Annotated in this window: 12 protein-coding genes; 2 read left to right on the forward strand and 10 right to left on the reverse strand. The window is 53.1% G+C overall.

Annotation, left to right across the window (positions count from 1 at the left end; genetic code table 11):
* Positions 1–9: 9 nt before the first annotated feature.
* The 9 genes from phnK to treB all read right to left on the reverse strand — a co-directional run bounded on the left by phnK (position 10) and on the right by treB (position 8,795).
* Entirely contained in the window at positions 10–798 is a 789-nt protein-coding gene (gene phnK / locus AB3G37_RS02980) for a phosphonate C-P lyase system protein PhnK (protein ID WP_009636808.1), read from the reverse strand.
* On the reverse strand, positions 795–1,670 hold the full coding sequence (locus AB3G37_RS02985; RefSeq protein ID WP_369789656.1) for an alpha-D-ribose 1-methylphosphonate 5-phosphate C-P-lyase PhnJ: 876 nt from the start codon (positions 1,668–1,670) through the stop codon (positions 795–797). The genes phnK and AB3G37_RS02985 overlap by 4 nt, the downstream gene beginning before the upstream one ends.
* On the reverse strand, positions 1,660–2,751 hold the full coding sequence (locus AB3G37_RS02990) for a carbon-phosphorus lyase complex subunit PhnI (RefSeq protein WP_369789657.1): 1,092 nt from the start codon (positions 2,749–2,751) through the stop codon (positions 1,660–1,662). The genes AB3G37_RS02985 and AB3G37_RS02990 overlap by 11 nt, the downstream gene beginning before the upstream one ends.
* On the reverse strand, positions 2,751–3,332 hold the full coding sequence (gene phnH, locus AB3G37_RS02995; protein ID WP_369789658.1) for a phosphonate C-P lyase system protein PhnH: 582 nt from the start codon (positions 3,330–3,332) through the stop codon (positions 2,751–2,753). Before phnH ends, AB3G37_RS02990 begins: the two co-directional genes overlap by 1 nt.
* Positions 3,333–3,334: 2 nt before the next feature.
* Complete coding sequence (gene phnG, locus AB3G37_RS03000) at positions 3,335–3,778, reverse strand: phosphonate C-P lyase system protein PhnG (protein ID WP_009636813.1); 444 nt, start codon at positions 3,776–3,778, stop codon at positions 3,335–3,337.
* On the reverse strand, positions 3,778–4,506 hold the full coding sequence (gene phnF, locus AB3G37_RS03005) for a phosphonate metabolism transcriptional regulator PhnF (protein ID WP_192807946.1): 729 nt from the start codon (positions 4,504–4,506) through the stop codon (positions 3,778–3,780). The genes phnG and phnF overlap by 1 nt, the downstream gene beginning before the upstream one ends.
* A 387-nt stretch (positions 4,507–4,893) precedes the next feature.
* Positions 4,894–5,358: an anaerobic ribonucleoside-triphosphate reductase-activating protein gene (nrdG, locus tag AB3G37_RS03010; protein WP_369789659.1), complete on the reverse strand. Its 465-nt coding sequence runs from the start codon at positions 5,356–5,358 to the stop codon at positions 4,894–4,896.
* A 4-nt stretch (positions 5,359–5,362) separates the two neighbouring features.
* Positions 5,363–7,222 (reverse strand): anaerobic ribonucleoside-triphosphate reductase, encoded by a 1,860-nt coding sequence (gene nrdD / locus AB3G37_RS03015; protein ID WP_369790879.1) that lies wholly within the window; start codon positions 7,220–7,222, stop codon positions 5,363–5,365.
* Between the two features lie 157 nt (positions 7,223–7,379).
* Positions 7,380–8,795 carry a PTS trehalose transporter subunit IIBC gene (treB, locus tag AB3G37_RS03020; RefSeq protein ID WP_009636817.1) on the reverse strand — a complete coding sequence of 472 codons (1,416 nt, stop codon included), beginning with the start codon at positions 8,793–8,795 and terminating at the stop codon, positions 7,380–7,382.
* Between the two features lie 466 nt (positions 8,796–9,261).
* On the opposite strand from treB, the gene mgtA reads away from it, so the two are divergent.
* Positions 9,262–11,973: a magnesium-translocating P-type ATPase gene (gene mgtA / locus AB3G37_RS03025; protein WP_369789660.1), complete on the forward strand. Its 2,712-nt coding sequence runs from the start codon at positions 9,262–9,264 to the stop codon at positions 11,971–11,973.
* A 61-nt stretch (positions 11,974–12,034) separates the two neighbouring features.
* Here the strand turns inward: mgtA and AB3G37_RS03030 are convergent, their stop codons facing one another.
* Entirely contained in the window at positions 12,035–12,973 is a 939-nt protein-coding gene (locus tag AB3G37_RS03030; RefSeq protein WP_369789661.1) for a nucleoside hydrolase, read from the reverse strand.
* A 357-nt stretch (positions 12,974–13,330) separates the two neighbouring features.
* Between AB3G37_RS03030 and AB3G37_RS03035 the strand changes: the two genes are divergently transcribed.
* Positions 13,331–14,251 carry a LysR family transcriptional regulator gene (locus tag AB3G37_RS03035; RefSeq protein ID WP_009636820.1) on the forward strand — a complete coding sequence of 307 codons (921 nt, stop codon included), beginning with the start codon at positions 13,331–13,333 and terminating at the stop codon, positions 14,249–14,251.
* The last annotated feature ends 152 nt before the right edge of the window (positions 14,252–14,403 follow it).

Raw genomic sequence — 14,403 nt, forward strand, 5'->3', positions numbered from 1 at the left:
CTGGGGTTCTCAGGACAAAACGGAAGAAACGAGCAGCTGGGTATAAGGATGATGCGGATCGTCGAGAACCCGATCGGTCAGCCCACTTTCCACCACTTGACCCTGTTTCATCACCAGCAAACGGTGCGCCAGCAGTCGCGCTACGCCTAAATCATGGGTCACAATTACCACCGCAAGCTGCATTTCCACCACCAGCGTGCGCAGCAGATCCAGCAGGCGCGCCTGCACGGATACGTCCAGCCCACCGGTTGGTTCATCCATAAATACCAAACGAGGATGGGTCACTAAATTGCGGGCGATTTGCAGGCGCTGCTGCATACCGCCGGAAAAGGTGGTCGGCAGATCGTCGAGGCGTGAAACCGGGATCTCGACATCTTCCAGCCACTGACTGGCTTCCTGACGAATGCGCGAGTAATTACGTTCACCGATAGCCATCAGGCGTTCGCCGATATTGCCCCCGGCAGAAACCTGACGACGCAAGCCATCCATCGGATGCTGATGAACTACGCCCCAGTCGGTGCGCAGCAGGCGACGGCGATCGCTTTCCGGCATCTGGTATAAAGACTGCGAAGGCTGCACGCCGTTGTTGTAAATCACCTGGCCCTGCTGCGGTGCAAGACGGGCAGAAATCGATTGCAGCAAAGTGGTTTTACCCGAGCCGGATTCACCGACAATGCCCAGCACTTCGCCAGGATAAAGCTGGAAAGACACGTCGCTAAAACCTTTGCCCGGTGCATAAAGATGGGTCAGGTTTTCTACGCTGAGCAGCGGCGTGGCTGAAGAGTTGACCGGATTCATTGATTATTGACCTCGTGTGAAGATGCGGTTGCAACCTGCTCGGCGCAGTAGTCGGTATCGGAACAGACAAACATTCTGTTGCCGAGATCGTCGAGCACCACCTCGTCGAGATAGCTGTCGTGCGATCCGCAGATGGCACACGGCTGATCCCATTTCTGCACCGTGAACGGGTGATCTTCAAAATCCAGGCTTTCGACTTTGGTAAACGGCGGCAGCGCGTAGATGCGCTTTTCACGACCGGCCCCAAATAGTTGTAACGCAGGCATCATGTGCATCTTCGGGTTGTCGAATTTTGGGATCGGCGAAGGATCCATCACGTAGCGATCGTTAACCTTTACCGGATAGGCATAGGTGGTGGCGATATGGCCGAAGCGGGCGATGTCTTCGTAAAGCTTCACCTGCATCACACCGTATTCCTCCAGCGCGTGCATTTTTCGCGTTTCGGTTTCGCGCGGCTCGATAAAGCGCAATGGCTCGGGGATTGGTACCTGGAATATCAGGATCTGATCTTCAGCCAGAGGCGTTTCGGGAATGCGGTGACGGGTCTGGATCAGCGTGGCGTCACGGGTTTTTTCAGTGGTCTCGGCACCGGCGACATTTTTAAAGAAGCGGCGGATCGACACGGCGTTGGTGGTGTCGTCTGCGCCCTGATCGATAACTTTCAACACGTCCTGCTGGCCGATCACGCTGGCGGTAATCTGGATCCCGCCAGTGCCCCAGCCGTAAGGCATTGGCATTTCACGTCCGGCAAACGGGACCTGATAACCGGGGATCGCTACCGCTTTCAATATTGCCCGTCGGATCATGCGCTTGGTTTGTTCATCCAGATAACCTTGGTTGTAGCCGGTCGCCGTGGCGTTATTATTTTTCATTGGCAATATCCTTGTCCGCGGCGGCACGCTGTTCACGCAAGCGCTGCAACAGCTCAAGCTCGGCCTGGAAATCGACGTAATGGGGAAGTTTCAAGTGTGAGACGAAACCGGCGGCCTCGACGTTGTCGGCATGCGACAAGACAAATTCTTCGTCCTGAGCCGGGCTACGCACCTGTTCGTTGTATTCGGGCGCTTGCAGGGCGCGGTCTACCAGTGACATCGACATCGCCTTGCGCTCTGCACGACCAAACACTAATCCATAGCCGCGAGTGAAGTGCGGCGGCTTGTCTTGCGGAGTGATAAAACCGTTAACCATTTCGCATTCGGTCAACAGAATCTCGCCAATATCGATGGCAAAACCCAGCTCTTCCGGCACGATTTCCACCGTCAGCCAACCGGTACGAATTTCACCGGCAAAGGGGTGATTACGGCCATAACCGCGCTGGGTGGAATAACTCAACGACAGCAGGAAGCCTTCGTCACCGCGCACCAGCTGTTGCAGGCGAGCAGCACGACTGGCGGGGTAAACTGGCGGCGTGCGGGTAATATCATCTGGCTCGCTGCCGTCATCTTCTTCGCGCGCTGCGAGCTGTTGATTCGCCAGCATTTCGAAGACATGACTGCAAGATTCGGGCAGCATTTCGTCTGCTATCGGCGCCTGCGGGTCCAATCCTTCAGCCAGTAGCGCAAAGTCCAGCAGGCGATGGGTATAGTCATAGGTCGGGCCAAGCACCTGTCCGCCGGGCAAATCTTTGTAGATGGCAGAGACGCGGCGCTCGAGACGCATATTGGCGGTGTTCAGCGGCTGACTGACAGCGAGGCGCGGCAGGGTAGTTCGATAGGCACGCAGCAGAAAAATCGCTTCGACCAGATCCCCTGAAGACTGCTTGATAGCCAGCGCGGCCAGTTGTGGATCGTAAATCCCGCCCTCGCTCATCACTCGATCTACCGCCAGACCCAGCTGTTGCTCGATCTGATCGGCCTGGATCTCAAAAATCTGCGTATCGCCACGGCGTTGGTGCGCCAGCAGTTCATGGGCGGCCTCGATAGCCTTTTCGCCCCCTTTAACGGCAACGTACATTAGCTGGCCTCCACGCGTGTGGTGCGCGGCAAGGCAAGCAGCTGCTCACCGCAGGTAAACATAAAATCCAGCCCCAGCGGGAAGCGGTGCGGGCGGTTGACAAGATAGTGAGAGACACATTCGGGCAGCAGCGGAGAAACGATGTGTTCCTGCTCGATACCGGGCCCGCGCAGGCGCAGAGGCTGACCGCCGTCGAGTGATTCAAGCTGCACAATCACGGTAGTTGCCAGCTCGGGAGACATTTCGTCGCCGCAGGGGAAGGCTAGCAAAGTGGCGCTGTCGAGCGATCCTTCGACCAGCGCAAAACTGACACTGCGCGGATCGTCGGTTAGCACGGCACCGGTGTGAAAACGCAGGTTCTGGCGCAGAACCTCGTCGTTAATCTGTGGGCCTATCCACAGCGGCGTATCCTGATCGATAAGGGTTAGCAACACACAGGCACTGGCGGAACCCAGCACGCCAAATCCTGGCATGGTCGGCAGGGTAACTATTGAGCCTGGTTCGCTTAATGCTTTGAGAATACGACGAAAACTGTATTGCGCATCGGCAACCGGACTTTGAAAACTGGCAACAAGTGACATAGTTATTCTCCGCGAACCAGAGTGAAGAAATCGACACGGCTAGAGGCAATCTCACGGGCGCGTTGTTCACGACGAGCCTGCTGGCTGGCGGCCAGAGGCGCAATCACGCGTTTGTGGATTAACTCTTCCATACCGGACACTTGCAGCAGGGCATCGATCACAGCGCAGAGTTCGGCGTGGGCTTTGTCGCGACCGCGCACATAGCTGTAGCCGTAAACGCCGGACTCAAGTTGCACCACGGCACGGGTGACGGTCATATCACCCATTACGAAGCGTTTTCCGGTGCCGCCCATCCGCGCCTGGAGCTGGGTCAGACCGGTTTCTGCCGGCCGTAAACATTCAAAAGTCGGACTAAGATTCAACGGCTGCCAGTGTTCAAGCAGCTCTGATGGCTGGCTATGAGCCAACACCGACATCCAGCGTTGACGAGTTTGTAAGGCGTCCATTAGTGCTCCATGGTGAGTTCAATCATGTCAGCGCGCGTGAGACTGACGGAATATTCCGCCACGCTACCGTTGCTATCACAGGTGTTGAGGGTACGTACGCACAGCAGCGGTGCCTGCGGCACTATTTCCAGCAGCTTGCTTTCTTTGGCCAATGCGCGGCGGGCGCTGATGCGGGTGGTGTGGCGGCTCAACGGCTGATGTATCTCGCTACGTATAAAATCGTGCAGCGAACCGCTGTGGAAATTCTGTAATGTGGGCCACCAGTCGAGATCAGGCAGATAATGGTCGATCACGCAGACCGGCACATTGTTTACCCGACGCAGCGTGCGCAGGTGGATCACCGTGTCACCTTCTTCACGACCAATGGCGCTGGCGACATGTTCGACACACGGGCGCAGCACGCCGAGCAGGCGTTCGCTGGTAGGATGACTGCCCTGATCCAGCAGGTTCTGGCTGAATCGCGCCTGAGAATGCAGCGGGTAATCATATGGGCGCATCAACACCAGCGTACCTACGCCCTGACGACGCTGCAGCCAGCCGCGCTCGACCAGCTCGTCAACCGCGCGACGCAGGGTATGGCGGTTAACCTGAAAACGATCGGCAAGCTGATTTTCCGGTGGCAGATAATCGCCGCAGCGGTAGGTGTTGCGCAGCTCTTGTTCCAGCTGGGCAGCAATCTGTTGATAGCGGGTAGGATAAGTGGTCGGATGTCTAGATAAGTCCATCATAACGAATGCCTCGCTGCCTGTTGTGCAGATAAAGCACCGTTGGCAAAAGAGCACCTGACATGACGTTTGGCGCGTGGGTGATTCTCGGAGATGGAGCCAAAAGTTTGCATAGTGTCAACCTCAGTTCGACGTTGGCACCATCTTGAACACGATAAATGACAGTTCGGTGAAGCGGGGATTGCAGGAAGATGAATAATATTGGGCGACGTCTCGTAAAATAAAGCGATGCCGCTTTACTCGAAAAGTCAGAAGATTACTATTTGCTTCCACAGCTCGTTGGGATGAAAGAGTGTTTATTAATAGCAATATTCAGTTTATGAGAATGTGGAAGCGGGGGAGCAAAGCCTATCCTTATCCATTTTATTAACGGGTTTTTTAAGATATAAGCTAACGCAAAACGTGAATATCCTGATTACTGCTGCCGCGCCATATAAGCGACGGGTCGCGCAGTTCCTGAATAAACCTTCCATCAATTAATACGCTTATTTCGCCGACAATTTTCCATTGTTCAAGGCTAAGTTCATTCAGGCAGTAACCGGTCCATAGCCAAATATCTTTTCCGGGGCATTCACAATTAATTCTTTGCACCAGCCGCTTAACCGCCGACAGATTTTGCGGATGCAAAGGGTCACCGCCGGAGAGTGATAGCCCCTGTCGCGGAATGGCCGTATCTTGTAAATCGGCAATGATCTGGTTTTCCAGCGCCAGCGTAAAAGGCAGGCCCGAGTCTAGCCGCCAGGTACTCTGGTTATAGCACCCGCGACATTGATGAACGCAGCCAGAAACGAACAGCGTGCAGCGCGTACCCGGCCCGTTGACAACGTCGATAGGATGATACTGATGATAATTCATGAGATTACCTCAATTTTCCTACGCTGAGATGTTTAACGCGTCGCTTAACTTCTTCCTGTTTGCCGGCATTAAAAGGCCGTGCATCAGGGCTGCCGAGATAGCCGCATACCCGGCGGGTCACCGAGACTCTCGAGGCGTCGTGATTGCCGCATTTTGGGCAGGTAAACCCTTTGCTGGTACAGGAAAATTCGCCGGTAAATCCGCATTCGTAGCATTCATCGATCGGCGTATTGGTACCGTAGTAGGGCACGCGGGAATAGCTATAGTCCCACACGTCTTCCAAAGCCTGCAGGTTATGCTGCAAGTTGGGATACTCGCCGTAGCAGATGAATCCGCCGTCGCTAACCGGTGGATAGGGCGCTTCAAAATCGAGCTTTTGGTAAGGATTGACCCTCTTCTCGACGTCAAGATGAAAACTGTTGGTGTAATAACCTTTGTCGGTAACGCCGGGTATTACGCCAAACTCGGCGCTGTCCAGACGGCAGAAACGGTTGCAGAGATTTTCGCTGGGCGTGCTGTATAAGCTAAAGCCGTAGCCGGTTTCACGTTTCCAGCTTTCGGTCGCTGCCTTGAGGCGAGCGACAATCGCCAGGGCCTTATCGCGCAGCGCCGCCGAGTCATACAGGTGGATCTCGTTTCCAAACAGGGCATTAACCGTTTCATGGACGCCAATATAGCCCAGCGAAATCGAGGCACGACCGTGTTTGAAAATCTCGCTGATATCGTCATCTGCCCGCAAACGCACGCCGCAGGCGCCTTCCATATAGAGGATGGGTGCTACGCGAGCTTTTACGCCATCGAGCCGGGCGATACGCGTCATAAGGGCTTTTTTAGCCAGCAGCAGGCGTTGATCGAGCAAGGCCCAGAAGGCGTTTTCGTCCCCTTTTGCCTGCAAGGCAATGCGCGGCAGGTTCAGGCTGATCACCCCGATATTGTTGCGCCCTTCATGGATCTGCTCACCATTTTCCTCATAAACACCGAGAAAACTGCGACATCCCATCGGCGTTTTAAAGGAGCCGGTAACTCTAACCACCTGATCATAATTGAGAATATCGGGGTACATGCGCTTGCTGGCACATTCTAATGCCAGCTGTTTGATATCGTAATTTTCATCTCCGGCCTTGTGATTGAGGCCTTCACGGATGGCAAATACCAGCTTGGGAAATACCGCCGTTTTACTGTTCTTACCGAGACCGGCAATGCGGTTGCGCAGAATAGACTGCTGGATCAGCCGCGACGCCCAGCCGGTTCCAAGCCCAAAACCAAAGGTCACAAAAGGCGTCTGGCCATTGGCAGTGTGCAGGGTGTTGACTTCATATTCCAGCGACTGGAAAGCGTCATAACACTCTTTCTCGGTGAGCTGGCGTGCATAGGACTCAATATCGGCAATCGCCCACTGTCGAGCCGTTTTTTTATGCTTCTCAAAGCTTTGCATCACGAACGGCGCGAGGATTTCATCAATGCGATTAATGGTGGTGCCGCCGTAAATGTGGCTGGCAACCTGAGCAATGATCTGCGCGGTTACGGCAGTGGCGGTCGAGATTGATTTTGGTGTATCAATTTCAGCGTTACCCATTTTGAATCCCTGATTCAGCATGCCTTTGAGGTCGATCAGCATGCAATTGAACATCGGGAAAAAAGGTGAGTAATCTAAATCGTGATAGTGAATATCGCCGCGCTCATGTGCCTGCACGACATCGTCCGGCAAAATGTGCTCGCGGGCGTAGTGTTTGGCGACGATACCGGCTAGCAAATCCCGCTGAGTGGGAATTACCTTGCTGTCTTTGTTGGCATTTTCGTTTAGCAGCGCCGGATTGCTCTGCTCCATCAAGCCGCGAATTTCCTGATAAAGGCGGCCGCCCATCGTGGGTTTGATGGTGATTAAGTCAGAGGTTTCAGGTTTCACAATTCAGGTCCTTTTAGATTAACTCACTACATGTAGCGTTGTTACTTACTATATACGCTACATGTAGATATCTCCTTGAGATTAATGTCGCCAAAATTGATGTAAAACAAAGAAGTCAGTTATTGAATTCTCCCCGTTTAAGCTTGCGTTTATAGACGGCGATAGTCAGCACTAACGGCACCAGTATGGCTATCAGCATTGCAATGCCATACAGGCTCCAGAATTGGGTCTTGATCGATAGGATTGCCGGTAAGCCGCCGACGCCGATACCGTTGGCGGTCACGCCGTTTAAGCCGCAAAGAAGAGCAGCGAGGGCCGATCCGATCATGCCGCACAGCATAGGGAAACGATATTTAAGGTTAATGCCGTACAGCGCCGGTTCAGTAACGCCAAGATAGGCCGAGATGGTGGCGGGCACCGAGATCTCCCGTTCGTTATGTTTACGGCTGATAATTACCATGCCGAGCACCGCGCTGGCCTGCGCCATATTAGAGAGGGCGATTAGTGGCCAGACTGGCGTACCTCCTGTGCTTTGCACCATCTGCATATCGATAGCCAGCGTGGTTTGATGCACGCCAGTGATCACCAGCGGTGCATACAAGAAGCCAAATATTGTGGCACCGATGGGCGCGAGGCTGCCGGTCATCGCTGTTTTCACCACCCAGGCTACGCCATTACCGACTGTACGACCAAACGGTCCAATCAGCGTATGCGCCAGAAAAACGGCAATTAACAGCGAAACGACAGGTACAATCACGAGTTGCAGATAGCTAGGCACTATTTTCTTTAGACCGTTCTCAATCCACACCAGCGCTATTCCGACCAGCATCGACGGAATAACCTGTGCCTGATAACCCACTTTCTCGACGGTAAACCAGCCAAAATTCCACACTTCAGGCGTTTGCTGCCCTAACTGATAGGCATTCATAAGCTGTGGCGAAACCAGCGTAATACCCAGCACAATCCCCAGAATCTCGGTGCCGCCGAGCTTTTTTACCGTCGACCAGCACACAGCCACGGGCAGAAACATAAAAATTGCTTCGCCGAGCAACCACAGGAAATCGTAGACGGTTTTCCATAGCGGATAGATATTGGCCAGCGATTGCCCGTGATCAAACGGAATGTCGCCGATAAGATTGCGAAAGCCGAGAATCAAGCCACCGCTGATTAATGCTGGCAACAGCGGGAAAAATATCTCGGCGATGTGCGAGATCACACGTTCAAAGAGATTCATATTTTGTCGTGCGGCCGCCTTGGTCTCGGCCTTGCTGGCACTTTTTTTCCCGGAAATGGCGATAAGCGCCTGATAATAATCGTCAACTTCTGGACCGATGACGACCTGAAATTGCCCGGCATTGGTGAAACAGCCTTTGACCATGCGCAGATCTTCAATCTGTTTGGGATGGGCCTTGGCGGGATCGTTAAGGGCAAAACGCAGGCGGGTAATACAGTGCGTCACGGAGGCGATATTTTCGCTGCCGCCGACTAATTCGAGCAGGCGCTCAACGTCCTGTTGGTTTATTTTGCTCATATTTTCAGCATTTTCGATATTTAGGTTAAAAGATAAGCATAACTGGGGAATATAAACCTGCCTGTTTGATACTCATCGTTGTGGTTTAGATTCGGTTAATAATTAATGGCGTACAATACACTTGCTAAATTGATCCAGATCGATTCAGTCATGGCCGAATGCGTCATAATGCATTCCGCCGACCTTCAACTTACCGAGAAATTATTATGGATCCCGACCCCAATGCAGTAGGTCCGTCTTGATCCGGTAAGCACCCGCTTTTTCGCTGCTGCTTGCCGGATAACATTAGGTAAGCAGCAGCGCGCTCTCTCTTTGATTGCCCGCTCTGCCTTTTAAACTTGCCAGCCTGTGGCTGATGACACCCTTGCTTGACGTTTTTTTCAGCGTTAATGGCGTTCGTTCGCCTGCGTCTTGAAAAAACGTTTAACGGGGCGAGTCGGCGCGTGGGAGCAAGAAGGGTACGAGTATGTTCAAAACTATTACACAAAGGCTGTATAACGTTTTCAGCCGCACTTTGCCACGTCGTCTTATCCGTCGTTCTCCCATGCTGGAAAATTCCCAGCCGACAGCAGGTCATGACGTGCTGCCCTCTATTGTCGAACACTGCCAGGCCTGTGCCCGCGCCAGTGCACAACAGCTTTATGCACAATTTAACAGCCACGATGAAGGGTTAACCCAAGCCGAGGCCGACGCCATCCGTGAACGCGTTGGAGCCAATCAGACCGACGACCAGCAGCCTCAGCCCTGGTGGCAACACCTGTGGATCTGTTATCGCAACCCTTTCAACCTGTTGCTGACCATTCTGGCCGCGGTGTCTTATGCCACCGAAGACATGAAAGCGACGCTGGTGATCGGCAGCATGGTGGTGATTTCTACGCTGATGCGTTTTGTGCAGGAAGCTCGTTCGAATAAAGCGGCAGACGCGCTGAAGGCGATGGTCAGTAATACGGCCACCGTGCTGCGCAGCGACGCGCAAACTGGCCATAGCGCAAGCATTGAGTTACCGATTAATCAACTGGTGCCGGGTGATTTGGTCAAGCTGTCTGCGGGTGACATGATCCCGGCGGACCTGCGCATTTTGTCTGCCAAAGACTTGTTTATCAGTCAGGCGGCGCTGACCGGCGAATCGCTGCCGGTAGAGAAACAGGCTAACAGCCGGATGCCGTTGGATTGCGATCCCCTTGAGCAGGATACGCTGTGCTTTATGGGCACCAATGTTATTAGCGGGACGGCGATTGCGATAGTGATTTCCACCGGCGCTCAGACTTGGTTCGGCCAGCTCGCCGAGCGGGTGATCCGCCAGGATGAACAGCCAAACGCCTTCCAGCGCGGGATCAGCAAAGTCAGTTGGTTGTTGATCCGTTTTATGATGGTGATGACGCCAATTGTGTTGCTGATAAACGGCTATACCAAAGATGATTGGTGGGAAGCGGCGCTGTTCTCACTGTCTGTTGCGGTAGGCCTGACACCAGAAATGCTGCCGATGATTGTGACTTCGACACTGGCAAAAGGGGCGGTGAAACTGTCGCGTCAGAAAGTTATCGTCAAACATCTGGACGCGATTCAAAACTTTGGTGCCATGGATATTTTGTGTACCGATAAAACCGGCACGCTGACTCAGGATAAAATCATTCTTGAGCGCCATACCGACGTTTTGGGCACCACCAGCGACCGCGTTCTGCATCTGGCGTGGCTGAACAGTCATTATCAGACTGGCCTGAAAAACCTGCTCGACGTCGCCGTGCTCGAAGGCGCCGAGGCGGTGCAGAACCAGCAAACCATGCACTGCTACAGCAAGGTCGATGAGATCCCGTTTGATTTTGATCGCCGTCGTATGTCGGTAGTGGTTTGCGAATCTACCGATCATCATCGTCTGATCTGCAAAGGCGCGCTGGAAGAGATCCTGTCAATTTGTTCACAGGTGCAACTTGATGATGTAGCCGTGCCATTGACCGAAGAACTGCTGCAAAGAATTCGCGGTATCACTGACGACCTGAACCAGCAGGGGCTTCGCGTTGTCGCTGTCGCGCATAAAGCGATGCCGGCCCGAACCCGCGATTACGCGGTGGCCGACGAGTCTGACCTGATTCTGGCCGGATATATCGCCTTCCTCGATCCACCAAAAGAGAGCACGGCTCCCGCGCTGAAAGCCTTGCAGGCCAAAGGGGTGACCGTGAAGATCCTCACTGGAGACAATCCGCTGGTGGCAAGAAAAGTCTGTCGGGATGTCGGTCTGGCAGTGGACAAGATCCTGATTGGCAGTGAAGTAGAATTATTGAGTGATGCCGAGTTGGCCGAGGTGGCCAAAACGACCAGCGTGTTCGCCAAACTGGCACCGCTGCATAAAGAACGCATTGTGCGCGTGCTGCGCGAGCAGGGTCACGTGGTGGGCTTTATGGGCGACGGCATCAACGATGCACCTGCGCTGCGAGCCGCGGATATTGGTATTTCCGTGGATTCGGCGGTGGATATTGCCAAAGAAGCGGCCGATATCATTCTGCTGGAAAAAAGCCTGATGGTGCTGGAGCAGGGCGTGACAGAGGGGCGTCGTACCTTTGCCAACATGCTGAAATATATCAAGATGACCGCCAGCTCCAACTTCGGTAACGTGTTCAGCGTATTGGTAGCCAGCGCCTTCCTGCCATTCCTGCCAATGCTGCCTTTGCACTTGCTGGTGCAGAACCTGATTTACGATGTCTCGCAGGTAGCGATCCCGTTTGATAACGTCGATGAAGAGCAGTTGGCGAAGCCACAGCGTTGGAACGCCGGTGATATTGGTCGCTTTATGGTGTTTTTTGGCCCGATCAGTTCGGTGTTCGATATTTTGACTTTTTCGCTGATGTGGTGGGTGTTCAAGGCTAATACGCCTGAAATGCAGACTTTGTTCCAGTCCGGCTGGTTTATCGAAGGACTGCTGTCGCAGACGCTGATTGTTCATATGATCCGCACCCGTAAAGTGCCGTTCATTCAGAGCCGCGCCTCCTGGCCGCTGTGTGTAATGACGCTGTTAGTGGTGGTAGTCGGTATTGGCCTGATTTTCACTCCTGCGGCTGGATTCCTGCAATTGCAGGCGCTGCCGCTGAGCTACTTCCCGTGGCTCATCCTGATCCTGTCGGCGTATATGGTGCTGACTCAAGGGGTGAAAGGCTACTTCGTTCGCCGCTACGGTTGGCAGTAATTCATTGATTTAGCATTAATACAAAGCCCTCTGGCGACTCTGCGCGGGAGGGCTTTTTTAATTAATAACTTAGAATTAACGACGGCAGCAGCGAAAGGCGTTCTGCCAACAGCGCCAGCAGTGCAGGGTTATCTACGTCAGTCATTACCTCGATATTAGTTGCAAGGTCTTGTAGATGGCGCGATTTAACCGCAACCAACGTTTGGCCGCGATGGATATCATCCTGATAGCTGACGCTTACTCTGCCCGCTACGCCGGTAAACAGGTTAGGGTTAATCAGCCAGGCAATAACGCACGGATCGTGCAGGCAAGGATCGCTGGCACCGTAGCTGCGCATCATTGCACACGCTGTTTCCAGCAGCGGGCTAACCTGTTGCAATTCTTCAAGATAAGGCGCGTTTATCTTGGCTTGTAAAGTCACGTCGAGACCAAACATTACTTGCGGGATCCCAGCGCTTAACACCACCTGCGCCGCCCACGGATCGACGTAAATATTAAATTCAGCTACCGGAGAAACGTTGCCCTGGCAAAAAGCTGCGCCGCCCATAAACACCAGCTGCTTGATTTTCGGGACAATACTGGGATCTTTAATGATAGCTAGGGCGATATTGGTCATCGGACCGATGGGGCATAAAGTGACCTGCCCCGGCTCGGCGTGAACAGTGTGAATGATGTAGTCGACGGCGTGCTGTGTTTGCAGACCAAAGCCCGGTTCCGGCAGAGAGACATTACCCAGCCCGTCATTGCCATGAACCTTGGATTCCCAGCCTTTTGCCTCAAGCATGGGGCGGCTGCATCCAGCATAAACCGGAATATCTTCCCGCCCCGCGAGAGTCAAAATACGTCGCGCATTATAGGCGGTTCTCTCCAGCGGCACATTGCCTGCAACCGTGGTAATTCCCAGTAATTCAATCTCTTGTGGCGAAGCTAGCGCCAGCAGAATGGCGATGGCGTCGTCTACGCCCGGATCGCAGTCGAGAATAATTTTGTGTAATGCCATAGGCCACCTTGCTTGAGATTGAACCGCGTGAATGCTGATTGTCTGGGTTATCAAACTAGCCGCCTTAATTGACTTCGGCAACTCGTTTTATGCGGGGAGGATCCGATAGAAAATAGCGTTAACTTAAGTTGCACCTTAATCGGGCAATTTATCGGGCTGATGGGTTTTCAGGAAAATCAGGATAGGTATTATTGCGAAAAATCTTGCCCTAAATAATATAAATGTGACTTTTATCAATTAGTTGAGAAATGAAGGAAGTGAAGTGTGAGTTGGTACAAAGCTTGCTTAAACCTTGCAAGATAGGTTTTTCCTCGTCTTACCACTTCGGTTCATCTTTTTTTTAGAGGCATCATCATCATGGCTCACTATACGCTGCGTCAGCTTAAATACTTCGTCACTGTAGTGGAATGCAGCAGTATTGCCGAAGCTTCGCGGCAGCTGCATATCGCGCAACCCTCTATTTCTCAAGCTATTAAAGGATTGGAAGAGAGTTTTGGCGTGCAGCTGTTTATCCGCCATCACGCGCAGGGTGTATCGCTGACCTCCAGCGGCCGCCGTTTCTACACCAAGGCGCAGGAACTGCTGCGGATGTCCTATAACTTCGAGCAGAATGCGTTGGCCGACAACGACGTGGTCTGCGGGCAGATTTCCATTGGCTGTTTCGAAACCGCTGCGCCGCTATATTTGCCACGCCTGCTGACCGGCTTTCGCCGCCATTATCCGGGAGTCGAGATCCACATTTATGACGGTGAACAAAACGAGTTGGTACAGGGCCTGAGCAATGGGCGTTTCGACGTAGCGATTATGTATCATCACGATCTCGACGACAGCATTATCACCCATCCATTAAACGCACCGCAGAAGCCTTATGTGTTGCTGCCTGCCGATCATCCGCTGGCTAAAAAATCCCACGTCACGTTGCGCGAACTGAGCCAGGAACCGATGATTTTGCTCGACGTGCTGCCGAGTAAACACTATTTCGTCAGTCTGTTTACTGAACAGGGGTTGTCTCCGCAAATTGCTTTTGCCTCGCCGTCGATTGAAATGGTGCGCGGCATGGTCGGGCAAGGGCTGGGTTTCTCTATTCTCGTTACCCGCCCGCATTCTCATTACACCTATGACGGACAGCGCGTGGCAATGGTTGAGCTTGCAGAAGAGGTAAGCCCTTCTGCGCTGGTGATTGCCCAGTTGAGAAGCGCGCAGGCCACCAAGCCAGCACAACTGTTTGTGGATTACTGCATCCAACAGATTCTCACGCCGATCGCCGCCGTTGCCTGATGTTTACAGAGGAATCTGCTGCTATTTCAGGGAGTTGTAAATAGAAAAATAGGCAGCGGATTCCTCGGTAACGTAATGAAAAACAATATTATTTTACTTTATTGAGCCGAACAAAACCTCTGAAGCTCCTACTGAATTAACCTCTGATTAGG

Origin of the sequence: Rouxiella sp. WC2420 (genome assembly GCF_041200025.1) — a bacterium.
Classification (GTDB): domain Bacteria; phylum Pseudomonadota; class Gammaproteobacteria; order Enterobacterales; family Enterobacteriaceae; genus Rouxiella.